Source organism: Nocardia sp. Root136 (assembly GCF_001427185.1).
In the GTDB taxonomy this organism is placed as follows: domain Bacteria; phylum Actinomycetota; class Actinomycetes; order Mycobacteriales; family Mycobacteriaceae; genus Nocardia; species Nocardia salmonicida.
On record NZ_LMFE01000001.1, the window covers coordinates 2,234,000 to 2,259,793 of the forward strand.

The 25,794-nt window shown below is 63.7% G+C and carries 22 protein-coding genes and 1 pseudogene; 13 read left to right on the forward strand and 10 right to left on the reverse strand.

Annotation, left to right across the window (positions count from 1 at the left end; translation table 11 throughout):
* Positions 1-7 precede the first annotated feature (7 nt).
* The 4 genes and pseudogenes from ASD42_RS10340 to ASD42_RS10350 all read right to left on the reverse strand — a co-directional run bounded on the left by ASD42_RS10340 (position 8) and on the right by ASD42_RS10350 (position 2,492).
* The gene (locus tag ASD42_RS10340; protein WP_056813289.1) at positions 8-691 is read right to left on the reverse strand and encodes a cutinase family protein; all 684 of its coding nucleotides are present in this window, start codon (positions 689-691) and stop codon (positions 8-10) included.
* Between the two features lie 115 nt (positions 692-806).
* Complete coding sequence (locus ASD42_RS35210) at positions 807-1,505, reverse strand: RNA-guided endonuclease InsQ/TnpB family protein (RefSeq protein WP_327152887.1); 699 nt, start codon at positions 1,503-1,505, stop codon at positions 807-809.
* Between the two features lie 376 nt (positions 1,506-1,881).
* Positions 1,882-1,953: pseudogene (locus ASD42_RS35215) on the reverse strand (helix-turn-helix domain-containing protein); the annotation flags it as partial.
* 68 nt (positions 1,954-2,021) lie between these two features.
* On the reverse strand, positions 2,022-2,492 hold the full coding sequence (locus tag ASD42_RS10350; protein WP_056815971.1) for a hypothetical protein: 471 nt from the start codon (positions 2,490-2,492) through the stop codon (positions 2,022-2,024).
* A 124-nt stretch (positions 2,493-2,616) separates the two neighbouring features.
* Between ASD42_RS10350 and ASD42_RS10355 the strand changes: the two genes are divergently transcribed.
* Complete coding sequence (locus ASD42_RS10355) at positions 2,617-4,194, forward strand: molybdopterin-dependent oxidoreductase (protein WP_056813291.1); 1,578 nt, start codon at positions 2,617-2,619, stop codon at positions 4,192-4,194.
* A 14-nt stretch (positions 4,195-4,208) separates the two neighbouring features.
* Here the strand turns inward: ASD42_RS10355 and ASD42_RS10360 are convergent, their stop codons facing one another.
* Both ASD42_RS10360 and ASD42_RS10365 read right to left on the reverse strand, forming a co-directional pair.
* Complete coding sequence (locus ASD42_RS10360; protein WP_056815975.1) at positions 4,209-5,681, reverse strand: DHA2 family efflux MFS transporter permease subunit; 1,473 nt, start codon at positions 5,679-5,681, stop codon at positions 4,209-4,211.
* A 30-nt stretch (positions 5,682-5,711) separates the two neighbouring features.
* Entirely contained in the window at positions 5,712-6,392 is a 681-nt protein-coding gene (locus ASD42_RS10365) for a PadR family transcriptional regulator (protein ID WP_056813294.1), read from the reverse strand.
* A 1,473-nt stretch (positions 6,393-7,865) separates the two neighbouring features.
* On the opposite strand from ASD42_RS10365, the gene ASD42_RS10370 reads away from it, so the two are divergent.
* Both ASD42_RS10370 and ASD42_RS10375 read left to right on the forward strand, forming a co-directional pair.
* Positions 7,866-10,895 carry a hypothetical protein gene (locus ASD42_RS10370; protein WP_156677416.1) on the forward strand — a complete coding sequence of 1,010 codons (3,030 nt, stop codon included), beginning with the start codon at positions 7,866-7,868 and terminating at the stop codon, positions 10,893-10,895.
* 2 nt (positions 10,896-10,897) lie between these two features.
* On the forward strand, positions 10,898-12,499 hold the full coding sequence (locus ASD42_RS10375; protein WP_056813300.1) for a phosphoribosyltransferase-like protein: 1,602 nt from the start codon (positions 10,898-10,900) through the stop codon (positions 12,497-12,499).
* 646 nt (positions 12,500-13,145) lie between these two features.
* Here ASD42_RS10375 and ASD42_RS10380 read toward each other — a convergent pair.
* Positions 13,146-13,916, reverse strand: coding sequence for a hypothetical protein (locus ASD42_RS10380; RefSeq protein ID WP_156677417.1), 771 nt, complete (start codon positions 13,914-13,916; stop codon positions 13,146-13,148).
* Between the two features lie 259 nt (positions 13,917-14,175).
* On the reverse strand, positions 14,176-14,433 hold the full coding sequence (locus ASD42_RS33745) for a helix-turn-helix domain-containing protein (RefSeq protein WP_084787058.1): 258 nt from the start codon (positions 14,431-14,433) through the stop codon (positions 14,176-14,178).
* Between the two features lie 350 nt (positions 14,434-14,783).
* On the opposite strand from ASD42_RS33745, the gene ASD42_RS10385 reads away from it, so the two are divergent.
* The 6 genes from ASD42_RS10385 (at position 14,784) to ASD42_RS10405 (ending at position 21,211) form a co-directional block, all read left to right on the forward strand.
* Positions 14,784-15,563 (forward strand): hypothetical protein, encoded by a 780-nt coding sequence (locus tag ASD42_RS10385; protein ID WP_156677418.1) that lies wholly within the window; start codon positions 14,784-14,786, stop codon positions 15,561-15,563.
* A 175-nt stretch (positions 15,564-15,738) separates the two neighbouring features.
* A complete protein-coding gene (locus ASD42_RS10390; RefSeq protein ID WP_235569364.1) occupies positions 15,739-16,503 on the forward strand; it encodes a TnsA-like heteromeric transposase endonuclease subunit in 765 nt (254 codons plus the stop codon).
* The gene (locus tag ASD42_RS10395) at positions 16,500-18,566 is read left to right on the forward strand and encodes a Mu transposase C-terminal domain-containing protein (RefSeq protein ID WP_056813308.1); all 2,067 of its coding nucleotides are present in this window, start codon (positions 16,500-16,502) and stop codon (positions 18,564-18,566) included. Before ASD42_RS10390 ends, ASD42_RS10395 begins: the two co-directional genes overlap by 4 nt.
* Positions 18,563-19,612, forward strand: coding sequence for a TniB family NTP-binding protein (locus ASD42_RS10400; RefSeq protein ID WP_056813311.1), 1,050 nt, complete (start codon positions 18,563-18,565; stop codon positions 19,610-19,612). Before ASD42_RS10395 ends, ASD42_RS10400 begins: the two co-directional genes overlap by 4 nt.
* Entirely contained in the window at positions 19,609-20,520 is a 912-nt protein-coding gene (locus tag ASD42_RS33750; RefSeq protein WP_084787060.1) for a TniQ family protein, read from the forward strand. Before ASD42_RS10400 ends, ASD42_RS33750 begins: the two co-directional genes overlap by 4 nt.
* A 280-nt stretch (positions 20,521-20,800) precedes the next feature.
* On the forward strand, positions 20,801-21,211 hold the full coding sequence (locus ASD42_RS10405) for a DUF4189 domain-containing protein (protein WP_056813314.1): 411 nt from the start codon (positions 20,801-20,803) through the stop codon (positions 21,209-21,211).
* Positions 21,212-21,306: 95 nt separating this feature from the next.
* Here the strand turns inward: ASD42_RS10405 and ASD42_RS10410 are convergent, their stop codons facing one another.
* Positions 21,307-21,891, reverse strand: a complete 585-nt coding sequence (locus ASD42_RS10410; protein WP_056813317.1) for a hypothetical protein — start codon at positions 21,889-21,891, stop codon at positions 21,307-21,309.
* Between the two features lie 199 nt (positions 21,892-22,090).
* On the opposite strand from ASD42_RS10410, the gene ASD42_RS10415 reads away from it, so the two are divergent.
* Genes ASD42_RS10415 through ASD42_RS10430 form a run of 4 tightly spaced genes read left to right on the forward strand, consistent with a single transcriptional unit; the run spans position 22,091 to position 25,566 of the window.
* Positions 22,091-23,023, forward strand: coding sequence for an ABC transporter substrate-binding protein (locus ASD42_RS10415; RefSeq protein WP_056813320.1), 933 nt, complete (start codon positions 22,091-22,093; stop codon positions 23,021-23,023).
* A gap of 28 nt (positions 23,024-23,051) precedes the next feature.
* A complete protein-coding gene (locus ASD42_RS10420) occupies positions 23,052-24,200 on the forward strand; it encodes an ABC transporter ATP-binding protein (protein WP_056813323.1) in 1,149 nt (382 codons plus the stop codon).
* The gene (locus tag ASD42_RS10425) at positions 24,197-24,862 is read left to right on the forward strand and encodes an ABC transporter permease (RefSeq protein WP_056813326.1); all 666 of its coding nucleotides are present in this window, start codon (positions 24,197-24,199) and stop codon (positions 24,860-24,862) included. The genes ASD42_RS10420 and ASD42_RS10425 overlap by 4 nt, the downstream gene beginning before the upstream one ends.
* Positions 24,859-25,566 carry an ABC transporter permease gene (locus ASD42_RS10430; RefSeq protein ID WP_056815981.1) on the forward strand — a complete coding sequence of 236 codons (708 nt, stop codon included), beginning with the start codon at positions 24,859-24,861 and terminating at the stop codon, positions 25,564-25,566. Before ASD42_RS10425 ends, ASD42_RS10430 begins: the two co-directional genes overlap by 4 nt.
* Here the strand turns inward: ASD42_RS10430 and ASD42_RS10435 are convergent.
* Positions 25,549-25,758, reverse strand: coding sequence for a ribbon-helix-helix protein, CopG family (locus tag ASD42_RS10435; RefSeq protein WP_056813329.1), 210 nt, complete (start codon positions 25,756-25,758; stop codon positions 25,549-25,551). The two genes, ASD42_RS10430 and ASD42_RS10435, sit on opposite strands and share 18 nt — an antisense overlap.
* Between the last annotated feature and the right edge of the window lie 36 nt (positions 25,759-25,794).

The window sequence follows — 25,794 nt, forward strand, 5'->3', positions numbered from 1 at the left end:
CGGCTGTTCAGAACCGTTGCGCCGCGAATTGCGCTGCGGTGATGGTCATTCCGTTGATGCCGTAGAGGCTGTGCGCGGCATTGGGTTGGGCGAGTGGGGATCCGTCGCAGATGTTGTCCGAGGGGACACACAGCTCGATGGTCTTGTTCTTGTAGAGCGCGCCGACCGAGACCGGCGGTGCGTCCGCGTCGGCCATGAACCGATCCGACGGTTTGCCGAACAGCGCGACCGCCGCGACGTGCTCGGCCACCTCGGGCGCCATCGGCTCCGGCAGATACATCTCGTACTCCGGCAGCACACCCTCCGGCACCCCGACACCGGTCGCGAAACCGGCCAGCGCCGCGCCTTGGGAATATCCGCCGAGGACGATCCGGGAGCTCGGGCAGTTCGCCGCGAGGTATTCGACCCGCCGCTGGGCATCACCGATCCCCTCCACGACGGTGCGCGCGAAGGCCAGCCGGTCGGCGAAGTCGCTGCTGGCCGGGTAGTCGACGCCATACGAGCCGACCGAGCGTCCGCCCGCGTTCGCGCGCAGCGCTTCGACGAAGGAGACACCGGTCAGACCGAGTTCGCCGCCCGGCTCGGCGGTCCCGCGAGCGAACACCACCTCGATATCGGAACAGGGTGCGGCGGTAGCGGAATGGGTGGGCGATACCAGGGGAATCGCGGCTGCCAACAAGACTGCAGACACGAATCGTAAGAGAGAACGTGCTTTGACGCCCTCCCGGTCGTGAACGACCGGGAATCCTACTGAGCCCTTTCGGGTCTCCTCGGTGGGTTCCTGTTTCACAGGGGCTCGCTTCCCGCTAGGCGGAAAGACTTGCAGCCTCTCCGCAGGCGTTTAGCCACTCCGCCCGTCCGGCGGCGTGGATGTTCTTGGCTGCGTTGAGGTCGCGGTCGTGAACCGCCCCGCAAACGCACGTCCATTCCCGGACCGAGAGTGGTTTCGGTCCGTCGCGCACACCACATGTGGAGCAGATCTGACTCGAGGGATAGAAGCGGTTCACCTTACAGAAGGCCCGCCCGTACCGTCGCGCCTTCTGCTCGAGCAGTCGGATGAACATTCCCCACCCGGCGTCGTGAACCGACTTCGCCGACCGGGTTCGAGCCAACGCGCGAATACACAAGTCCTCTACGAACACCGCTTGGTTGTCGCGGATGATCTGCGTCGAGTGCTTGTGCGCGAAATCCAGCCTGGCATCGGCCACGCTGGCGTGAACCCTTGCCACCCGCAAGCACGCTTTGGCCCGGTCCTTGCTGCCCTTCTCCTTGCGCGACAACGACTGCTGCACCCGACGGAGCCTGCGCTCGGCCTGCCGCAGAAACTTCGGAGAGGTGATCCTTTTCCCGTTCGACAGCACAGCGAACGTCGTCAGCCCCAGATCGATGCCGACTTCCGACTCTGCCTCGGGGAGTTGTTCGTTGCTGATCTCCACAACGAACGAGGCGAAGTACCGCCCACCGGAGTCTTTGATGATCGTGACGCTCGAAGGCGACGACGGCAGCTCGCGCGACCAAGGCCACCTTCAACTCTCCGACCTTCGCAATGTACAGCTTTCGACCCGGTTTCAGCGAGAACCCGTTTCGGGTAAGCCGGATCGCCTGCCGATTGTCCTTTCGGGACCGGAGCCGTGGCGCGCCCAATTTGCGCCCTTTGCGCTTGCCCGATATCGAGTCGAACCAGTTCCGGTAAGCCAGCCTTGCATCCTGGCACGCCTGCACCAGCGCAACAGACGCCACCTCGGCCAGCCACGCGCGCTCGACTGTGCGCTTGGCCTCGGTAACCACCAACTTCTGCACCGCCGTATCCGACAGCTTCACGCCCGACTCGTGAGCCCTACGACGGGCGCGCAGTGCATCGTTGAACACCACCCGCGCGCAACCGAACGTCTGAGCCAGCGCGTTCCGCTGGCCCGTCGTCGGGTACACACGGTATTGGTAGCGAAGTTGCACGCCACCAAAGTATGCCTCGGCCTGCAGAGTTCGCTAGAAATTCGCCCGATCAACGAACCAGCGCCGCATCAATGGCAACCTTCTGACCCCAGCGCGGTGGGCGGCATCGTGCGGTTCCACGCAACGCTCACCCGCCTGGATCGCAGCACTCGCAATCCGACCAAGGCGATCGCGAGGTCGGCGGCGATCTCGAACAGTGCCGCGAACCAGGAGAATCCGGTGACGCTGGAGCTCGGCGGGGCGTTGACGAAGCTGTCGCTGAGTGGGCCGAACCAGTCCGGGAGCACGTGCACGATCGTGAAGCCGAACGCGCTCGCGAAGCCGATGAACACCGCGGCGCGTGGGGCCGCCGAGTGACCTCGGAACACCAGGAACACTGTGAACAGGGCGAAGAGGAGTTGCAGGGTGCCGAGGGCGTTCACCAGCGCCGAGGTGGCGTCCATGCCGCGGCGTAGGTGGTCGGCGCCGTGGACCAGGAGTGCCACGGCGAAGATCGCCGTCGTGGCGCGCAGTGTCTTGTCCGGAGCTGTCTCGGTCATCAGGTCTCCTGCCGAGGGGATCATTTCTACTACACAGTGTAGTTTTCGACAGCGGATCGCGGGAGGCGTTCGGCTGTCACAAATCGGTCACCGGGGCGATTCGGCCGCGACGTAGGCTCGGACCATGGCGTTGATGCGGGCGATGGCCGGGATCGTGGCCGCGGCACTGGTACTCGGTGTGGCGGAGTTGGTCGCGGTGTTCACCGGGGCCGGTAGTGCGCCCGCGTACGCACTCGGCGCGACCGTTGTCGACCACACGCCCGACGGGGTCAGAGAGTGGGCGATCTCGACCTTCGGGACGAACGACAAAGCCGTGTTGTTCGTGTGCATGGGCATCGTCGCGCTCGTTGTCGCGGGGGTCGCCGGGGTCGTGGAGCGGACGGCCAGGCCGATCGGGTCGGTCGCGTTCGCGGTCTTCGGGGTGGTCGCCGCCGTCATCGGGGCAGGCCGAGTCGGCGGGTTCGCCGGTGCGCTGCCCGCGCTGATCGGCACCGCCGCTGGGATTCTCGCGTTGCGAGGGCTGACCAGGCGGATCGACGACGCCGCCGAATCGCGGCGACCGGCAACGGAACCCACTGCGCCACAACAGGATGCCGACGCCACATCGACGGTCGGCGACCCATCGACCACGGGAGAAGGGCGGCGGCGCGTGCTCGGCGGTATCGCGGCGACCGGGGTGCTCGCCATCGGAGCCGGGCTCGCGGGTCGGCTACTCGGCGGCGCCCGCCACGACGTGACAGCCGAGCGCGCGACCGTCGAACTCCCCGGAGCGGCCGCGCCATTGCCGGATCTTCCGCCGGACGCCGACCTGCGCGTGCCGGGGCTCACCTCGTACCTCACCCCAAACAGCGACTTCTACCGCATCGACACCGCGCTGATCGTTCCCCAGGTATCCACAGACTCCTGGTCGCTGCGCATCCACGGCATGGTCGAACAGGAAATCACCCTCACCTGGGACGATCTTCTGCGCCGCACCGCGGTCGAGCGCCTGGTGACCCTGGCCTGCGTGTCCAATCCGATCAACGGCGACCTCATCGGCAATGCCCGGTGGCTCGGTTACCGCCTCGACGAACTCCTCGCGCAAGCCCGCCCGCTCCCGGACGCCGACATGGTCCTGTCCCACAGCAAAGACGGCTGGACCGCGGGCAGCCCGCTCTCCGTACTCACCGATGGCCGCGACGCCCTCCTCGCCATCGGCATGAACGGCGAACCCCTCCCCGTCCAGCACGGCTACCCCGCCCGTCTCGTGGTCCCCGGCCTCTACGGCTACGTCTCCGCCACCAAGTGGGTCACCGAACTCGAGGTCACCCGCTTCGACCGAGCCACCGCCTATTGGACCCGCCGCGGCTGGTCGGCGCAGGGCCCGATCAAAACCGGAACCCGCATCGACACTCCGCGCGGTCGTGGCCGAATCCCGCAGGGCCGCACCGTGATCGCCGGTGTCGCCTGGGCCCAACATCGCGGCGTCACCGGCGTCGAAGTGCAGATCGACAACGGCGACTGGCGACCCGCTCGCCTGTCCACCGAGGTCACCGTCGACACCTGGCGCCAATGGACCTACGACTGGGACGCCACCCCCGGCCAACACACCCTGCGTGCCCGCGCCATCGACACCACCGGTCAGCCCCAGACCGCTGTGGAACAGGACGTCGTCCCCGACGGCGCCACCGGCTACCCCACTCTCACCATCCAGGTGAACTGAACTCGACGCCGCGATCAGGCCGAAGCGTCGGCTTTCTCCCGCGTGGGAACCTTTCCGGCCGATCTGCCGTGGCCGACGAACAGCGCCGAGGCGACGATGCCGATCACCAGGATCGCGGCGGGCAGGATCATCGACTGGGCCAGTGCGGTGCTGAATTCGTCGATGATCTGGGGCGGGAGCGGGCCGGTGGCCGCGCCTTCGCCGACCGGGCCGCTGTCGCCGAGTCCGTTGGCGGTCAGGCGGGCGGCGATCAGGGCGCTGATCGCGGCGCTACCGAGGACCGAGCCGACCTGGCGGGTGGTGTTGTAGATACCGGCGCCCGCACCGGCCTGGGCGACCGGCAGGTTGTGGGTGGCGGTCGTGGCGAGCGGGGCCCAGATGCAGGCGTTGGCCAGACCCGCGACAGCGGCCGCGAGCAGGAACCAGCCGATCGACGAATCCGGGCTCATGAGCGCACCGAAGGAGGCCACCGAACCGGCGAACAGCACGAAGCCGATCGTCGGCAGCAGTCGAGGCGGCAGCTTGTCCGACACCTTGCCGATGAACGGCGCGGTGAAACCGGTGATGATCGCCATCGGCGCGAAGACCAGCGCCGACATGGTCGGCGTCATCTCCCGCACCGCCTGCAGGTAGAAGTACGACGGCACCATCATCGAGGTGATCGCGGCGCCCATCGCGGCGATCGCCAGGTTCGACAGCGCGAAATTGCGGTCGCGGAACAGACTCAGCGGCACCAGCGGTTCGCCCTTGTTGCGCGCCTGGTTGATCACGAACACGACCAGCATCAGCACACCGAAGCCGATCAGCAGCCAGATCCGCAGCGACCAGTCCTGCGAATTGCCTTCCTGGATACCGAAAACCAGTGCGAGCATGCCGATGCCGCTGAGGACGACACCGACGATGTCGAACTTGTGGTCGTTGGTCGGCAGCGCGGGCACCAGCCACACGGCCAGCCCGAACGCGATGATGCCGACCGGCACGTTCACGAAGAAGATCCATTCCCAGCCGAGGTTGTCGACCAGCACACCACCGAGAATGGGACCGACCAGCGTCGCCAGCCCGGCGACGCCACCCCACAGGCCCATCGCGGCGCCGCGCTTGTCCGGCGCGAAGGTGCGGGTGATCACGGCCATCGTCTGCGGCGTCATCAACGCGGCGCCGACGCCCTGGGCGGCGCGGGCGGCGATCAGCATGCCGATGCTGCCGGACAGGCCGCACCACAGCGACGCGCCGGTGAAGATCGCGAGGCCGATCAGGTAGATGTTCTTCGGCCCGAATTTGTCACCGAGACGGCCGGTGACCAGCAGCGGCACCGCGTAGGTGAGCAGGTAGGCGCTGGTGACCCAGATGACGTTGGAGATATCGGTGCCGAGGTCGGTCATGATGGCCGGATTGGCGACCGCGACGATCGTCATATCCAACAGGATCATGAAGAACCCGACCACGAGCGCGGTGAGCGCCAGCCACGGATTACGTTGGGTGGTCATCGAATTGGTTCCAATCTCCACAAGAGGGATTCAACTTCGGGCGGCCCAGCGAGGCCGGGGCGCGGCGTCGGGGTGATCCCCACTCGGCCATTCGTGGGTGTGATCGTCGGTGATCCGTTCACCGGTGTCAGGGTCGTACTGCTCCCACGGCACGGCGCCGCTGCCGAGTTCGGCGGCGAAGACTTCGATCCAGCCGAGTTCGGCCTGGATGGTGGCCCGAATGTATTCCAGGACAAAGTAATAGCGTCGCGGGATGGCACGGCTGCGCATCCAGTCGAGTAGCACGTCCATGTCGGTTCGCGACTGACCCAGGTACTCCACGCGCTCGTCGAGCAACGCGACAACGTGCTCCTGCGGGAGCGTGTGCGCCTCGGCCAACGCCAACCGGAAGATCGGATATTCCTGCACCGGCGTCCGCAGCAACTCGGCGATCCGCCCGCGCAGCGCGGTACGCCCGGAATCGGTGATCCGATAGGTGGTCCGCTCCGGCCTGTTCCCCGCCCGACCGACGCCCTCCGCGGCCACCATCTCCTCGTCGGCCAGCCTGGCCACCACGTGATACAGCGACCCCGGCCGCACCTTGACCAGTAGATCCTCCCGGCGAGCGATCAGCAGTTGATACATCTCGTACGGATGCATGGGCCGCTCATCGAGCAACGCGAGCACCGCGATAGCCAACGGCGTCATCACATTCCGCCCGGGCTGCCCCACCCCGCCACCTCCAACCAGCTATATGTTCCCTACCAAATATTCCAGTAGGAATATACGGAGCGGGACATAGCTTGGCAAGCGAGTAACCCAGCCACTTGTCCTGACTCATTGGATCTGTTGCAGACTCATAAAATCTGATGCCCACCGCATCAACGTGATGCCGACTCAGTGCATGTGATGCCGGGTTAACCGTGATCGTGCACAAAGGGATGGATCGCACCTGTTGCGAGAGCTCGACCAGTGCGCGGGAGTTCGCGGGCTGAGTCCCGCCCGCCCCTCGCGGGCTGCTGCGTCGACCTACGGCAGATCGGCACCCTCGTCCCGGTCGGCGTCAACCGGCGGCCGGAAGGGCGATTGATCGCCACGATCAGGCCGCCGGACGACCTTCCTCGCACACTTCGAAAACCGGACAGTCTCCGTCGGAACCTGCGCGCGAGCCTTCGCATCTCCGTGAATTCACCAGCATGCATGTGTGAGATGTTCACCCCTACAGCCGGACCCCACCCAATGACCTGGCTGGAAGAGATCCGCGACACCCTCGAAGCCCGCATCATCGAGGCCAAACGCGAATGCTGGCTCGGCGAAGCCGGAGGACTCCAAATACGCTACTCCGGGCGCCGCCGAGAAAATTGCGTAGATCGACAACCATCTTCCAGCGCATTGCCGCAGCAATCGACCTCGGTATGCCAGTGTTCGACTCCGTTTCGAAGTACCATCGCCGCACAAAGGCATCCGCTGGCGTGTCGCATACCCTACAGGGGTGTTCGAGAGCCCATAGACATTCGACTACGGCTCAACTAACGGACGCCTGAGTAGTCGTTAAAATCCAGATAAATTCAAGGAACTCGCGGCAGCCGCACCGACGATGCGACCCGGCCGCCAGCGCCACTGGAGGAAACCCTGCGTCACCTGACGGTTCGCGGATGAGCCAGGGTCACCGACCAGGTGGTCCGATTTGCGTTGCCGCGCATAAATCGGTTTCACGTTCCGTCGTCAGCGGCGCGGGTGCCAGATATCCGCTTCCAGCTGGCCAGCTCGGCTGGCAAATTTGCCGCTCGTCAACATACCGTCGTCCACAGCGAACGAGGGCTAAACTACCCCGGACTGGGCGCCCATCATCCAGGGGCGACCACCTACCCCGCGACCCTTCTACGTCGCGCCCCTCATTCAGCGGTCGGCAATTGACCGCGTGACCGACGAAAGCGTGTGACTAGCAGAGTGCCGGATTCCCTACCCACCTCCATCACAATGCGCGTTCGCGATCGGCGCGCTCTCTTGTGGGCGTGCCAAGCGCATGACCTCCGCCCTGGGGAAGAGCCACACGACTACTCGGCCTCGGCGGCTGATGCGACGATACGGTATCGACTTGAGCCTGACCACCTCGATCTTGACATTTCGGCCTACTACTGGGAGGCCGTGTGGCTTGAGGGCGCGGCAAGCCCCCTGCTGCCAGCATTGAGGGCCGCGACCCAGATGACCGAGCCGGAAGTTCGGCAAATTGTCCTGCTCGCAGCTGATGAGGATGCCTCTGTACAACTGTCCTCTCGTGAGTTCCTGCCAGTTTATGTCTTGCCCGGGGTGCTCGATCCAGATGCTCCCCCCAGCTCTCGTTACGGCGCAGTGCGCGAGCGTGTGCGCGAGCGGACTGCGTGGACGCTTGCTGAGCGTCTGCAGCAGTACCGGGAACGAGCCCTGATTGTCCTCGGTGCCCGCGGTATCGAGGATCTGGTGAGGCTGTCCGAAGTCCTTGAAGACTGCCCGATCGTCGACCTGGAGATTCTTCTTGTCTGGCCACCGGAAGCCCAGGAGCCTGACCTACCAACGAGCTCATCAGTCGTCGTCCACGTTTGGCGTGGTACAGAGGCTGACTTTTTCGCGGCTATGGCGGAGGCGGGCGCGCCGCGCGTAACCGACAGTCAACAACACAGTGTGCGGATCGGGAACCGCACTCTGAGGCTACGCATCCGCGATATCGATCGGATTCTCGCCCGATTCTCGTTCCTCACCGAGCAGCGCATCGCCCCGACAGCGTCGTTCAAGATGGAGAACCTTCTCGCGTTTCTTGACAGCAGCCTGGAGGACTGGTCGGCCTACAGCGTCGGCCTTCCAGTCGGGCGTGACTACAGAACCCAGAGCAAGCCATTGCATGAAGATGTCCTCACAGCGCTCCGGCAGGTTCAAGAACGATCCGGGACTGCGTCGACCTTCGTTATGCGGCTTCCGGCCGAACCTGGAGCAGGGGTCACAACGCTACTACGGGCCTCGGCGTATGCTGCCGCTCGGGACGGATTCCCGACGCTCGTCCTGCGCCCCGAACAGATCGCCATCGACCACGAAGAACTAGCCGCCTTCGCGACCATGCTTTCGGAAGGGGCCCTGTCCCTCGGCCTTGAGCAAGTGCCGCCGCTGCTCATCGTGATCGACGTTGAGCACGAGCAACGCGGTATTACGGCCCGTAGCATCGCTGGAGCACTCGCCCGACAGGGCCGCTCGGCCGTTGTGCTGCACGCCGTTGCTCCGCAAGATGCGCCAACCGACACTGAGCGCCGGACGCAGCGAATGGCGGTGCTTCCTCGACTGCGCGCAGATCTGGCTCCGCAGGAGATCGAACAATGCTGGCGCAGCATGTCCGAAACGGTCGAGCAGTGGAGTCTCCCCGTGGTCGTCCCGTCTCAGAACCAATGGCAGCGGTACGACCAGGCAACGCGGTGGCCGATCGGCGATGATAATCGCACAGGATCGCTGTTCTGGGTCGCGCTACGGTTCTTCCTCACCGACGGTATGGAGTTGCCTGATGCCGAGCAGGCACAGAGCTTCCTGGGTCGGTGGATTACGCAGCGTAGCGAGGCGATCGCAGATGCCGCAGTGCGTGACATCGTCAAATACGTGGCCGCAATGTCCTCGTTCCGCTTGCCGAGCCCAGTCTGGACAGTCATTCGCCCAGCTGTGGGCGGCACCTATCCGTCGAATCTTTCCGCTGCTGTACGGCAGCTGGACGGCATCGTAACTTGGAGCGGGCCAGCGAAGGGCCTCGACGAGGATGTCATTCGGTTTCTCCATCCGGCGCTCGCACTCGCCTATCTAGAGCACCATGCCGCCGCCCGCTCCTCCGAGGCGCGGATGCATCAGCTTGCTCCCGTCCTCGGGGGACTGTCGCCCGGCAGCAACGCAGACATCTGGGTCGCCGAGTCGCTGGCGAAGGATGTGCTGGCGCCGAAGTTCGAGGACCGTGAAAAATCTGACTGGGACTGGCGGCTGCAGACCTTCGAACTGATTCCTCCCGCAATCCGCGACCAGAGTAAAGCGATTCTGCATCACTGGGCGCGGTTGCTGTATCGGTCTGCCGACCAACGCACGCCCCGCCTCCCGAACGACACGCGGCTCGCGCGCTTCGCCAGTGCCATCGAAAAATTAGAAAGGGCTGCCAGCTTACCTCGTCGCGCTGGACGTGACGAGCTCCCCAGCCATCTCTATAACACTCTCGGCACAGCGAACTACCGCTACTCCCTTGCTCTGCAGGAGGCAGGCCGCGAGATCGATAGTGCGGCGGCATGGACCAGTGCCTGCACCGCCTTCGAAAAGGCGATCGAGCTCTCTGGCGGCGTAAACATGGAGGCTCTTTTCGCTTTTAGCCGCCGACTCCTGGACCACGCTAGTTCGGCCGGCGCTGAGGAACAGATGGTCAAAGCATCCGAGGTTACGCAGGCTCTAGAGTTGCTTAATGAGGCAGAGGACGTGGCCGCGAATTACTCGGCACCAGAACCAGCCTGGACCGAGCAAATCGCGCAGTATCGCACCGAAGCTTTCTCTCGGCTTAGCGAAGAGCTCGGCGAAACCTACATCGACGAATTGATCAATTCAGCCGACCCTGAACTCGGGTACTACTGCAAAGCATGGCTCTGCCTATTGACTCAGGGAAAGCAGAATGTCGACCGCGCGCTCGCAGTCCTCGACTCCGGGGAGCGCAACGGGATGATATTGCAAAACCGCTCGGTCCGTCTGCGAATCTCCTTGCTTCAGCGCCAACCAATCGATCAGCGCGACTTCGGTCTACTCAAGAGGCTCTACCAGCGATTAGACGCCGAGAACTCGGAGTCGGTCCGCCCGCTGGACCTGTTCCGCTACGCCGTACTCTGCTACCAGACCGAAGACTATTCGGCGGGGGCCGAATGCTTCAGACGATTGCGTGCGCAGGCTCGTCGCGAAGACTCTCCCTCGATCCGCATGTACGACATCTGGCGGAAACAGGCAGACCCGGTCCAACCACGGCTAACCCAGATGCGGGTGGACAAACGGATTACTGACTGGCGAGCACAAGGCTATCTACTCGACTTGCACCAGAGTGTGCCGTTCCGGCCGCGTCACTTCTCTCCACCGCCAGAGCGTGGTCAGATTGTGACCTGCGCGATCCGGTTCGAGTCGAACGGACCCCTTGCCATACCTGCCCGTTTCGTCGAGTCGCCCACCTCGGACCGCCGCGCCGCGTCGCCACGCACGGAGTGACGATGGAGCCAATAGTCCTGAGCGGCTCACAGCGCAATCTGCTGGAGCGCCTCGGCAACGCAGTCATTGCAGGAAGCCAGCTTCCGGCCGTACTGCTGACCGGTCCGCCTGGGTCTGGAAAACGAATCCTCGCCCGCACCCTCGCGAGCGAGATGGGTATGCACTTCCAGGAGGTCGTCGCAACCGATTCGGTCGATTCCTTGTCCGCGACTCTCTTCGGTGCGCCAGGTGAAGTACAGGGTGTAGGCAACAACATCACCGCACCCGGGCTTCTCGGGCGAGAGGAAGCGACTGTCCTATTCCTGTCGGGCCTGCACAACCTTCCGGTCGAGTTCACCCAGCGGCTGCGAACAGCTATCTCGGAGCGGCGCTATACCGACGTCCATGGAACGACTTGGCAGGTCGCTGAAGACATCGTGATCATCGGTTCACGGCGAGTCGACGCCGAAGCCCTTATCCCGACGGAGCATTGGCTTTGGACGGCATTCGGACGACGCATCGACGTCCCCGTTCCGTCTGAAGAGTCATGCATCATGACCATCGCAAGCAGCATCTTGACCTCGTTAGCGGGACAGTCCACTCTCACCGAAGACGACGAATTGTCTAGTGTGCTGAGTTCGGTGGCCAGTGCAGGTGACCATCTGCATATGCTGCGCCGCGTGCTCGAGGCCGCATGCGGATATGACACAAATCAACCAATCAGCAAAGCGGCGGTACTTGCGGTTCTCCCACACGAAGTTAGATGGTTGACGGCCCAAGTATCTTACCGCGGCCATGAACTTGCCGAGGAGGATTTGATATCCTGGCTGACACAATTCCCCAGTGCGCTCCAGCCCATCGCGCTCCAGCTCGTACAGTCGATAGCGCAGAAGTACTACATCGGGACGCGTCAGTTCTACCGCGCACTCGCCCACCTCATCAATTCATCCGGGATACCCACCAAGGGACGGGTGTCGTTCTGCCGGTGGCAACCACTCGGTGCTAGCAGTCCACGCCTGGCGCACGCCCTTAAGAACCAGGCCAACTGGGATCGCCTCCCGGAGCTAAACCTGGAGGATGCAGAGGAACAGTGGCCAGACTTCGGCGGCAAGCCGCCGGATTGGTTCATCGTCACCGACGACATCGTCGGCTCAGGCAGGACTTTGCGTGCCTACACGGAGCCGGAGAACGCGCCCCTAAAGCGCCTTCTCCGGCGGTTCCCAAACGCGAAGGTGAGGATTCTCGTCGTTGTTGCGTTCGAGACTGCGCTGCAAGAAATTGTCAGCGACCTGTCGGCGTTCCGGGATCGAGTGAAGATCGAGGCACACCGACTACTCGGTGACCGCGACCGCTGCTTCACGGAGACCAGTGAGATACTCACCGATCCACAACACCGGTCATCGATGGCGGCCTTCTGCACCGACGGTGGTGGACTGCGTCGGCTAGCCCGGAAAAACCGATTGGGCTACCAGAGTATGGCTGCCTTGATCGTATTCTACGACACTGTACCCAACAACAGCCTGCCGCTGCTGTGGTACAGCAGCGACTCGTGGCGGCCACTCTTCCCAGTAGCGGGACTGATCGAAACCGACTCGAATACCATCGCCATCGCCGGAACTGTTTGAGCGAATTTACCCAGCCTCTTCAGAACGGATCTGGTTCACAGGCCGTACTGGACCTCTTCCGGGCATCGATTCAAAACTGTGGATTCAGCGAGATAGTCCCGTCGATTCCTGATGACGATTTCGCGAGTTCGAGCCTTGACCCCGGATCATCGGTGATAAGCAAGTCCAACGTGCAGCAGACATGAGCGCAGAAGATGCCACCATCGGCGAGAGCAATCACCGGACCCCTACATGTTGCAGCAGGCCAGCCTCAGGTGGTGTGCGGTTTACAAACCAGCTCCGCATCCGATCCGGATATGCATCATGTGCGAGGTTAGCCACGCTGCGCGGTGTCGAAGCCAACTCGCGATGTGCCAGATCGCAGATATGGAATTCGCGGCCTGCGACGACGGCGGCCCTTCACTAACCGGGCGCTACGCGAACGCGTTGCTCGACACCGATGACATCTCAGCCTTGGTACGCCGCTGGCACACGGCTTGCCGCTGGCGTACCACTGATATGGCCTGTGCCCGATCAACCCCACAACAGTTAAGCCAACGGCAGTCGCCGCGCGTGCGGCTTTCAGAGGGCCGTACCGCGACAGTTGAATACGGGACCTCATCGGTGCGGAACTGCCTCCTAGCCACCGGTCCTCGACCTCGGCGACTTATAAGCTGCGGGGTTTCCTCGTGAGCACTGCCGGCTGTTCCCCCTCCTCGTAGCGGCCGACGTACAAGTCCCTGACTACAGGCTCGCTGTGCAGCGCGATCGGGTAGGCCGTCTTTCGCATCGACTTGGTAAACGTCTTGCCAGTTGGCTGGTCGAACCAATGGTCGATGCGGGTGGCGGTGATCGGAGACATCTCCCCTTCCACCAGGCAGATCAGAAAAGGCGGAAAACTAACCATCCAGAACCGGATATCGGATGAGGAGTCAGCCATTGCCGCGGCCGCGGCGGCTGTAAGTGGAATCGTCGCCAGCATCGCAGCGGAGCTCAAGTAGTTGATGCCTGCGTCCGCCAGCGCGACGTGCAAGCTGAACGGCGCGATCGAGGAAGACTCCTCCGAGAAGTACGCCGCAGCCAACTGCGGGTGCTCTTTCAGCAGAACGTCGGTTCGTTGTACTGCCAGCAGCATTCCGAGCACCTGTCGTGCGATCCGGCCAGGGTGGAGATTGTTCATCCCATCGAGGTTCTCGCCCTTGCCGTGGTCGATACACAGTTCCTTCGCTCGCCCATCGGTGTGGTAAACGCTCCAAATATCCTCTGGCGCAGCGCCGTAGTCCTCGCATAACTCGTGGACGGCGCGGTGGATCCAGGCGATCACATCGCGGTTCCAGGCGGTGTACGCCTGGGGCAGACCCCGATTGCTCGCGCCGGTGTTGCACGTGCCGCACAGCGACTGCAACGCATGTCCGTCTCGGAATTCGTGCAGCAGCACGCGCGAAGGATCCTCTGACTCCGTGAAAAGAATGACTTCGGCGTCATTCCCCGTCGCCCGCGGAGGCAGGTGTTCCTCCGTCATTTCCCTGTGTTGACCACAGTGTCGACACCAATCGAAGATCATCGGGCCATCGTCCGCGCTTCCTGCTCTGCCCGCAAATAGATTTTGGTGGTCGAGCAAGAACACAGCCGTACTCAGCCATGCACCGTCTCCGGAGCCATGTACCAGCATCGACCAGCGAATTTGCGTTCGGCATCTAAGACGGGCCAGTAGGCGCGGGGATACCGTCGAGCAGCTCACCCGGCGTCGTATCAAGCCCTACTGCAAATCGCAGGATGTTCTCCACCCGGGGGCTGCGTTGCCCTCGTTCGACCTGCCCGAGGTACGTCCAGTGGACACCGCACGCATGTGCCGCAGCCTCCTGACTCCAGCCGAGTTCCGTCCGCCGGGCACGCACTCGCGCTCCGAACGCCTGAGCGGTCGGATTGATCGGCGGCTTGGCTGGACTGGACATACACCCGCAAGCTCATCTGTCCAGTGCAGATTGATCCAGAGCGTAAACGTCCTATGTGCTTCCATCCCGTGTGTAAACGTCGTACTATGCCGAGTCGATCGCCGCGAGCGAACATCTCGACCGGACTAGTCAGCGGTCCGCGTAAACCGAACTCGGCGAGCCCTGCCTTCAGCGCCCGGCTCGCTTGGAGCGATTGACCACATCACCTGAGATCGGAGCTGATCGATGTCCACAGTGATCGTGAAGGACGCCAGGCAGGCGTCGACCCCACCGCCGAATCGTGGCTGGCAGCAACCGGCCTGGCAGGCGACATGGAGGCTGCGTACAGACTCTCTCGAGCGGTTGACCCGGTGAGATACGGATTCTGCAAGCGCGAGCCCTTGGATCTCGCTCGGTGCATCGGTGATCGAGCAAAGCTCGTGTTATGGGTGCTCGAATCAGGACAGGTACCCACGCCAGAGGCGGTGTCAAAAGTGATCGCCGAGCCGCCTGTACCGAGGTCGACCGCCGAGGGAAAGGCTGAAGCACTCGCCGAAACCAAACGGCTTGCGGCGGTCATCCGAGCCGACCGAGACAGTTTCGGAGAGTTACTGTCCGAGGTCATCGCGCTGCACTGGGCCCGCAACAAGATCGGTCCGACGTGGCATGAGGCTTGGCAATCAGAAGCGCTGACCACGTGGTGGGCTTTGACCAACGGGCGTGTTCCTGACTACCGTCTCGCCCGCGGCCCTTTGTTCAGCATCCTGGAGCGAGCCGGGTGGATTGCATTCAATCGGCGGCCGCGCTCACTGTGTACAGGTCGCCGATTCCACACCCGGTTCCACGGCGACCATGTATCCCACGCACCGGCACCGATCATCGGCTACTCGGTCGCCCGTCACATCGGCATCCATCGGCGCCTCCACGACCGTAGTCCCTCCTGGGGGGAACTCGCCGAATCGACGACCGACGACAAAGGGGTGCCCTTGTTCTTCAACGCCGGCGACGGCCGCGCTCAGCAACGGTGGCTGGAGACCCACGAATGGATTCGGATCGAAGGCGACGAACTTCGTCGAGGAGAACGGGCCAAAGCCGAAACCCGCCGACGCGCTGCTCTCAAGCGCGCCGCCGCAGCCACCGAGGCTGCTTGAGCTACGACTGCTGACATCCGGATGCCTGGGCGATCTCGCAACAGTTCGGAAGTCGCCCAGCTCCGTGGCTGTCGGACCAGAAGCATCCTGCATCTCAATCCATCATTGCCTCAACGCATCTGGTGCCTGTGTGCCATGATCGCTGCGCGATATAGGTCGATAACTTCCTAACAGAATGGAATCGAAGTTGTCAGGCGGCTTGCGCGCGACAGCCACGGACCGAACGTTCCGGCCGACACGATTCGGGATCGGATTCGTCATGCCGGATGGCGGTGAGGTTCGGTGCCCCCTCGAAGATGCACTGGCCGTCGCCTTCGAACGGGTACCACCGGTCCGTTCGATTCCTGTGTTTCGTGGCCAGCGGCACAATCCTGGGTTGTACTGGTCGGCGACGACGTCGCGCCACGTCGGCTACGAGTCTTGGCTGGAGCGCGACGAGGCGATGGCGCTCGATTTCGATCCGGATGTCGTCGGATACGCAGCACAACCGTTTTGGCTCTTCTGGCACGATGGCCAGCGCACGCGATCGCACGCACCGGACTTCTTCGCGCGCCGCGCCGACGGTACAGGTGTGGTGATCGATTGCCGACCGACCACGCGTATCAAGCCACGTGACGAAGCCGCCTTCTCGATCACACAGCAGGCTTGTACTGAAGCAGGTTGGGTGTATCGGCGTGTGGCTGAACATGATCCGGTGTGGTTGTCCAACGTGCAATGGCTAGGCGGGTATCGGCACCCCCGTCACCGTATCGATCCGACAGCAGCAGCATTGACGGCGGCCTTCGCCAGACCACGCCCGTTGATCGAGGGCGTGAGATCGGTGGGCGATCCGGTGGCGATCATGCCCGTGTTGCACCATTTGATGTGGTCGCGGGAATTGGTAGCTGATCTGTCTCAGCGTCTCGAATCCCTATCCACGGTATCGGCGGTCGCCCGGTGACGAAACTGCTACTAGTCGGCGACCGCGTCATCTACGACGGTACTGAGCATGTAGTCGTAGGGCTCTCGGGAACACAGGTCAGATTGACCGCCGCAGACGGAACAGCCACGGTTGTTCTACTCGCGCATCTGGTTGACTCGGCTGATTTCGCGGTTCTCGGCCGTGTCGACGAACTAGCCAATCCCAGAGGCTTGGCCAGCCATGACTTGGCCGATGTGTCTCCCGAAGCCGCCAAGCGTGCTCGGGAGTGGGAGCATCACGTGATCGAGGTCGATACGGGGTTGCCGCCCGGGGCAGGCCCCGGCGCGGTGCCGCGTCCTGAATATGACCCGGCGCGGAACACGATTCGCCAGCGAGAGTCTGCCAAGGCAGCGGAGCTGTCGGCGGCAGGTATGCCGACCAGCGCAATTACTGTCCAGCGGATGCGTTCCCGCTACCGTTCTGGTGGCGTACGTGCGTTGATCGATGGCCGCATGACCCGACCTTCATCTACTTATCGTCGTACCGATGAACGCCTGCTGGCCGCTGTCCAAGACACCCTGGATGGCGAAACCCGGCGGTCCACCGGCACCCGAGACCGCTTGCGACGACAAGTGGAAAATCTTCTGGCACAGCGCCATGGCGAGGGGGTCGTTGCCATGCCATCGAAGGCCACGTTCAACCGGCTGGTCGCAGCAATGTCGACCGGTCGCCACACGTTCGGGTCGGCGAAGACGCGACGTTCAGCCGCTAACCGGCCCGAGGGTGCGTTCACGCCGACCTGGGCCTCACGACCGGGGCAACATGTTCAAATCGACACGACCCCGCTGGATGTGTTGGCGGCCTTCGACGACGGAACTGCGCGACGGGTCGAGTTGACCGCGGTCGTCGACGTGGCGACGCGCACGATAGCGGCCGCGATCCTGCGGCCGGTCGGCACCAAAGCGATCGATGCCTCGCTACTTCTCGCACGGATGCTTGTACCGGAGCCGATGCGGCCAGGTTGGGCAGAGGTGCTACGCATGTCTGTGTCACGGCTGCCGCACCGCAGCCTCGCCGACATCGACACCCGGATGGAAAATGCCGCGGCGAAGCCGGTAATCATCCCGGAGACGATTGGCTGTGACCGCGGAAAGGTCTTCCTGTCAGAAACATTTGTTCGATCCTGTGAGACGTTGGGCATCTCAGTTCAACCGTCGCACCCGCGAACCCCGACCGACAACAGCGTCATTGAGCGGACTTTTCAGTCGATCAACACCTTGTTCTGCCAGTACGTTTCCGGCTACGTAGGGCGAGATGTCACGCACCGCGGCGCCGAGATCGCAAGCGAGGCTGTGTGGTCGCTTGCACAGCTCCAAGATCTGTTCGACGAGTGGGTGATCCACTGGCAACGCCGCCCACACCAGGGGCTGCGCAGTCCCGACTCCAATCGGGTGGTTTCGCCGAACGAAATGTACGCGGTGATCGTAAGCGCCGCCGGATACCTACCGCTGATGCTGACTGGGGATGACTACATCGAGCTCCTTCCCGCTCGATGGCGCACGATCAACGATTACGGAATTCGAATCGACCAGCGAACCTACGACGACCGAGCGCTCAATCCCTACCGGCGGGAGCACTCCGGCGTCACCTCACGAAACGGAGCTTGGGAGGTCCGCTACGACCCCTACGACCTGTCACAGGTTTTCGTTCGCAACCACCGCGACGGTGGATGGATCCCCGCGCCTTGGACGCACTTGCCCATGGTTTCGACGCCGTTCGCAGACTTCACGTGGCGCCATGCCCGCAAGATCGTTGAGGCCGGACCATCGGTCGAGCCGATGGAGACTGCCGCCGCGCGGGCGCTCGCCGAGCTTCTGAATGAGTCCTCGTCCGGGCCGCCGAGTAAACCGGACAACCGAGCGAAAACTGGACGGAAGGTGGCAGCTCGAACAAAGGCTGCCACGCGACTGATCGCCGCTGTCCAACCGGTCGATCCAAGCGCCTTGCCCGATGACCGTGAGTTCGACGCCGAAGAGCCGGACGGCGACGTAGTCCCCTTTGGTGTCTTCGACGCCGCCGCGGAAGCCGAGAGGTGGTTGTGACAGAGCAAAACACCTTCGACCCGCCTCCGGACGCGCCGCTCACTACCAAAGAAGGTTGGGGCCTTTGGGTCGGGCGCGACCGCACTTCGCCTGAGCTTCGCTCAGACTGGCTTGACCTCTCGCCGGCGGAGAGAGACGACTATGACGACGCTCGGTTGGACTACCATTCCGACTTGATCGTCGTGAACACTCCGACGATTCAGGACATCGCGAAAACCGTTCGCCGCCTACTTATCCTGAATCGCCGCCAGATATCTGCGCGGCGTGGACTGATCGTTACCGGAGGGGCGGGCACCGGCAAGACCACCGCACTGACGCAACTCGGCCTTGCCCATGAGTTGAGTACCCGAAGACGCAATCCTGTTCGCGGGCCGCGTATACCGGTCGTCTACATCACCCTGCCGCCGGCCGCAACTGCCAGAATGGTCGCAGTCGAGTTCGCCCGCTTCCTCGGTTTGCCCACTACCGGCCGCGCAAATCTGACCGACATCACCAACTCTGTATGCGCAGTACTGTGCGACGTCGGGTGTGACCTGGTGCTCGTAGACGAGATCCATAACATCTCGCTGACCACGCGCTCCGGAGCGGAGGTGTCCGACCAGCTCAAGTACTTTTCGGAACGCATCCCAGCGACATTCGTCTACGCAGGGATAGATGTCGACCATGCAGGCTTGTTCTCCGGCATCCGCGGCAGCCAGATCGCCAGCAGATTTGCCACTATCGCGACCCGCCCCTTTGCCTACGGTTCGTCACAGCAACGCCAACACTGGCAGGCGCTCGTAATCACTCTCGAACAGGCCATCCGACTGCATAAACATCGCCCTGGCGGCCTGACCCGCCACAGCAGGTACCTGTATCAACGCACCAACGGCATGCTGGGTAGCCTTTCGCACCTCATTCGCGGGGCCGCAATCGATGCAATCCTCGATGGAAGCGAAAGGATTACCAAAGCGCACATGGAGGCTCAAAAGCTCGACCATGCCGCAGATAGTCAACCGCCTTCTCCGCCAGGTAGCAGGCCAGCACGCCGAAAGGGCGTGGCGTGAGCCCACCGTCGTCAAGTTCGTTCAAACCGGTACGGCGCTTACCTATCTCGGTTCCTCCAGCACTCAACGAAACAACCACTTCCTACCTGCAACGCCTTGCGACCAATAACCGCATCACCCTGAAAGTCCTGCATGACCTGCTCGGAATTAACCGTGGTCTCGTCGGATTGCACCTACAACCTCATCACATCTCGCGGCTAGCCGTCGCGACCGGGTACCCGAAAATCCAACTGGACCAAGCTCTTCCACAACTGACCAACCGGCATACCAACCTCGCATACTTGTTGAATTGGCCGCGCCCTGCCTGCCAGAACTGCGCCCGCCACTACCCTGGAGGCAGGGTGATGCGCTATTATCCGCCATCCGTCCATTGCTGCCCTAAACATCGGGTATGGATCAGCAGTGAGAGATATTCTCGCGGGACCGCCGACATCAGCGGAACCCCCGAAGTCATCGCTGCTCACACTCGACATCGCCGCCTTACAAATCAATTTGGACCCAAATCGACTCAATATGCTTTCGCAACGGCCCGGGAAGTTTGGGGTCGAATTTCTTACGACGAGGCCGACGTGCGAGGTATCGATCGGCGGCTCGAAATCCTTGGCTTGAACCCTGATGGAAGAGTCTCGCTAAATGACCCTCGGCACCTCGCGGCGAGCTACCCCGAAGTCGTAGATATGTGCGGGTTTCTTGTGTCCGCACGATGGCAGCAGGCCGCATCACGACGAGAAACACTCACACTCTTCCTGGCGACATTGGGCAACCTCCTGGCAGGTAAAGAATGGATGTACTGGCCCAACAATACGAGTGACCCGATTGGTAGGTGGGTCGACCATCTGATCGGCGGTTCAATTCCATGGGGCAAAGTTGAACCACCACCGAACTTCTATCTGCTTCAGTTACGTTGATCCGAACTGGCGGGTCGGTGTTTTCCAGTAACTGATTCCGCCCAGGTGAATCCGGTTGGAGCGACATCACATAATTTGAGCCAGGACACCACCTGTCCTGTCCCGAGCAACCTGGTGGAGTACGAGTCGTGACTCACGCGCGATGAAGCGGTCGCGCTGGATTTCGTGACGGTCTTTGCCGTGACCCCAAGACTTTTGGGGCAACCTCGCGTCCATGCGCTGCGGTATCTTCCATGCGATCGCCGCACCCTGGTCGGCGCGCAGAGGAAGCACTAACCGTATGTTCAAAAAGTCCTTTGCGGCCGCCGCGCTCTCGGTGAGCGCCGCTGCCGTCCTCGCGGCACCGCCCGCCGCCGCCGACCCGGTCAATTGGGGCGCCGTTTCCCTCAGCGTGTGGGGCAATGTCTACGCGTTTTCGGTCAACCACCCAACGGAAGCCGACGCCATTCGAGCCGCCGACCAAGCGTGCAAAGGTCAAGGCATCATCGACTGCCGGATGGTGGTGACGTTCACGAACGGCTGCGGTGCAGTCGTGACGAGTCCGCTCGCGATCGTCGCAGGGTTCCCGATCGTGGGCTTCGGTAAAGGGGCGACCCCGGGGGAGGCATACGCAGACGCCACCCACAACCTCCCCACCGGCACCGGAAGCGCCGGCTCGTTCAATCGCGACCACGCCTGCACCCGGCCTTGATCGGCCAGATCTACTGAGACAGGACACCACCGAAACCGTGCGCGATGGCGGGGTGGCGGGTCGGGGAGGCGCCGAAGATCGGCGGGAGGGTGACGCTAGAGGCTGTGGGCGTCGAGCCAGGATCGGGCTGCGTCGGCGGGCCGGGAACCGGTGTCGACCTGATGGATCAGGTCGACCAGTTCCTCGGTGGTCAGTTCGCCTGCTACGTAGTTGAGCTTCTTCAGCTGTTGGCGATCGAAGATGCCGCTGCGGTAGAGAGCGACGACGCTCAGGGCGCGGGCGAGTCGGGGGCGCGGGTCCGTGCCATCCGCCGCATCGGAGACCGAGATTCCTTGTGGGAGAGCCGAGTTGACCGCAGCGACCACTTCGTCCGGTGTGCGTGCCGGGGAGGCTGGGTTCCAGCGGTCGACGAGCGCGCCGTTGCGGGCGGGCAAGACCGCGATGCGACCGGCGTCGAGATCGGCCAGCGGGGTGGGCAATCCGGTGACGACGGCGGAGTCGGTGCCCGCGCGTTCCAGTGCTTGGGAATAGATCTCGGCGAGCAGAACTGATTCCGTAGTCGAATCCCCACCCACCACGACCACCGGACGGGCCTCGTCGGAGGCGCAGGAAACAGTGGTGAAAGCGCAGGCTGCGGCCAGGATCGCGGCGGCGGTTCCACGCACGGCGACCGAGTGCATCCGACGACACCAACTTTCCGTATTTGCCGTCAACCCGCGCAATTCGGCCCGACGGCGGGCAGTATGAACTACCAGAATGTACCTGTGGCCCCCGGGTCGCACGCACAGCGCACTGCCCGCCTTTGCCGGAAGGACACCAGTGAAACCCGACTTCGCCTCCTCATCACCAGGACAACGTCGACCGGCACGCCGCCTCGCGATGCGGGCGGGCCGGGTACTGGTTGCCGCGGTGGCGCTGGCCGCCGCCATGATCGCCTCCGCCTGCGGCAACAGCGATCCGCTCGCCGCGAAGGGCGATTGCACGAGCGACGCGTTGATCATCGGGTCGGCCAACTTCCCCGAGTCCGAGACCGTCGCCAACATCTACACCGAGGTGCTGCGGATCAACGGTTTCAAGGTCGACACCAAGTTCGACATCGGCTCGCGCGAGGCCTACATCCCCGCACTGCGCCAGTGCGCGATCTCGCTGATCCCGGAATACACCGGCAACCTGCTGCAATACCTCGACAAAGACGCCACGGCCACCGCCGCCCCCGAGGTGAACGCCGCACTCACCAAGGCGCTCGGCGACGATCTCGCCATCGCGACGCCCGCCCCCGGCGAGGATTCCGACGCGGTGGTGGTCACTCGCGCGACGGCCGACAAGTGGAACTTGAAGTCCATCGCCGACCTCGCGCCGCACTCGGCCGAGGTGAAGTTCGGTGGGATGGCCGAATTCGCGCAGCGCCCGGGTGGATTGCCGGGCCTGGAGAAGAACTACGGCCTCGATATCACCGACGCCAATTTCGTGCCGATCGCCGACGGCGGCGGCCCCGCGACGGTGCGCGCGCTGGTCGACGGCCAGGTGAGTGCGGCCGACATCTTCACCACCTCACCGGCGATCGCGCAGAACAACCTGGTGGTACTCGCCGATCCGAAGCACAATTTCGCCGCCCAGAACGTGGTGCCGCTGTTCAACTCCGCGAAGAAGACCGATAAGGCCGTCGCCGTGCTCGACGCGGTATCGGCCAAACTCACCACCACCGAGCTGATCTCGCTGAACACGGCCGTCTCGGGCGAGAGCAAGATCGAACCGAAGGCCGCAGCGCTCGCCTGGATCACCGCGCAGGGGCTGAACTCCCCCATCGGCTAGGCGGACCGGCGCCTCGAGGAGAAATTCATTGTCCGACATCGAATTCCGCGGTATCGACAAGACCTATCCGAACGGCACACACGCGGTGCGCGACCTGAACCTGCACATCGACTCGGGATCGTTCACCGTGTTCGTCGGGCCGTCCGGCTGCGGCAAGACCACCTCGATGCGCATGATCAATCGGATGGTCGACCCCACCGCGGGCGCCATCACCATCGACGGCCGCGATATCGCGACGGTCGATCCGGTGAAACTACGCCTCGGTATCGGCTACGTGATCCAGAGCGGCGGGCTGCTGCCCAACCGCAAGGTGGTCGACAATGTGGCGACCGTGCCGATCCTGCTCGGGCAGTCACGCAGGGCAGCCCGCGCCGCCGCGCTCGAGGTGATGGACCGGGTAGGGCTGGATCGCGATCTGGCCGAACGGTATCCGGCGCAACTCTCGGGTGGTCAGCAGCAGCGGGTCGGGGTGGCGCGCGCGCTGGCCGCGGACCCACCGGTGCTGTTGATGGACGAGCCGTTCAGCGCGGTCGACCCGGTGGTGCGGGCGGAATTGCAATCGGAGATGCAGCGGTTGCAGTCCGCGTTGCACAAGACGATCGTGTTCGTCACCCACGATATCGACGAGGCGATCACCCTCGGCGACAAGATCGCGGTGTTCGGGCGGGGCGGCGTGCTGCAGCAGTTCGACACTCCCGAGAAGGTCTTGGCGCAGCCCGCAACGGATTTCGTAGCGGGATTCGTCGGAAGGGATCGCGGCTATCGAGGGCTGTCGTTCCGTAGCGCCGAAGCTGTCGCGCTGGCGCCGATTCGGACGATCCAACCGGACGACCTCGCCGGATTGCGGCTCGCCAGAGGCGAATGGGCGCTGGTCGTGGATGCCCTCGGCAAACCGGGCGGCTGGATCGACGTCACCGGCGTGGAGCGGGTGCGCGCCGGAAAACCCTTGGACTCGAGCGTTTCCGCCGGTGGTTCGCTGTTCACCCCGGACGGCGACCTCCGTCAGGCGCTGGACGCGGCCATCTCCTCACCCTCCGGCATCGGCGTCGCCGTCGACGAGGCGGGTGCGGTGCGCGGCGGACTGCTCGCCGCCGATGTGCTGACCCAACTCGCCGAACAGCGGAAAGCCGAAGACTCCGAACGCAATCAGGAGTTCTTCACCCAGGGCACGTCGTGAGATATCTGATCGACAACTTCGCCGAAGTCATGGCGATCACCCGCACCCACCTTGTGCTGGCACTGATCCCGCTGCTGCTCGGTCTGGTGATCGCGGTGCCAATCGGCGCGCTGGTGCGAGCGAACCGCTGGACCCGCCGGATCAGCACCACGATGTCGAGCCTGGCCTACACCATTCCCTCGCTCGCGCTGTTCGTGATCATTCCGCCGCTGATCGGCATCTCGATGATCGACCCGCTCAATGTGATCATCGCGCTCACCGTGTACTCGACCGCGCTGCTGCTGATCGCGGTGCCGATGGCGCTGGACACGGTGCCCGACAGCGTGATCGATGCCGCCGACGCGATCGGCTTCGGCCGGTTGCGACGCACCCTCACCGTCGATATGCCGTTGGCGCTCCCGGTTTTCACCGCCTCGTTGCGCGTGGTGGTGGTCACCAATATCGCCATGGTGTCGGTCGGTGCGCTGATCGGAGTCGGCGGGCTCGGGAAGCTGTTCACCCAGGGCTATCAGCGTGACTACCCCGACCAGATCATCGCGGGCATCATCGTCACGCTGCTGCTGGCACTGATCTTCGATCGGCTGGTATTCCTGCTCAGCACCCTCGCTACCCCGTGGACTCGCGCCGACGCGCGCGTGACCCGGAAGGGTGCGCGCGCGTGAACCTGTTCGTCGAGGCCTGGAACTATCTGAGCGACGGCACCAACTGGGGTGGGCCCACCGGCATCGAACATCGCCTGCTGCAACATCTGTGGTACAGCTTCCTGACCGTGGCATTGTCGGCGGTGATCGCGGTGCCGCTCGGGCTGGTGATCGGGCATACGCGCCGCGGCAGTGCGGTGATGGTCGGCTTCGCCAATGCCATGCGGGCGCTGCCGACGCTGGGTCTGCTCACCTTTCTGGTGCTCGGCCTCGGGCTCGGGCTGATCCCGCCGCTGCTGGCGCTGATCACCGTCGGCATCCCGCCGCTGCTGGCGGGGGCGTACGCGGGGATCGCGAATGTGCCCGCCGATGTGGTCGACGCCTCGCGGGCGATGGGGATGACCGAGAGCCAGATCCTGTTGCGGGTCGAGGTGCCCAATGCGATGCCGGTGATGCTCGGCGGTTTGCGCAACGCCACCCTGCAGGTCGTCGCCACGGCGACCATCGCGGCCTACGTCAACCTCGGCGGGCTCGGCCGCTACATCTTCGACGGGATCGGGCTCTATCGCTACGACCTGGTGCTGGTCGGTGCGCTGTTGGTCGCCGTGCTCGCGCTCGTGCTCGACGGGCTGCTGGCGGTGGCGGTGTGGGCGAGCGCGCCGGGCACCGGTCGGCTCACGCGCACCTCGGCGGACCTCACCCGGATCTCAGTCGTCACCGAGTAGTGCCCGCAGGTGCGGGTCGTCGGCCAGCACCGCCTGTATCCTGGCGCGTTCCCTGGCCCGCTGGGCGTTGGCGTGAATCCACTCCTGCGCCGCCTGCACCATCGCCACATTCACCGAAACGCCCGTAGCCGTCGCGGCGGCGGCGAGCTGCTCGGCGACGTCATCGGGAAGCTGCACGGTGATAGTGGTCATCGTTGGATGATCCCAGATAACGCGACAGCGCCCCCG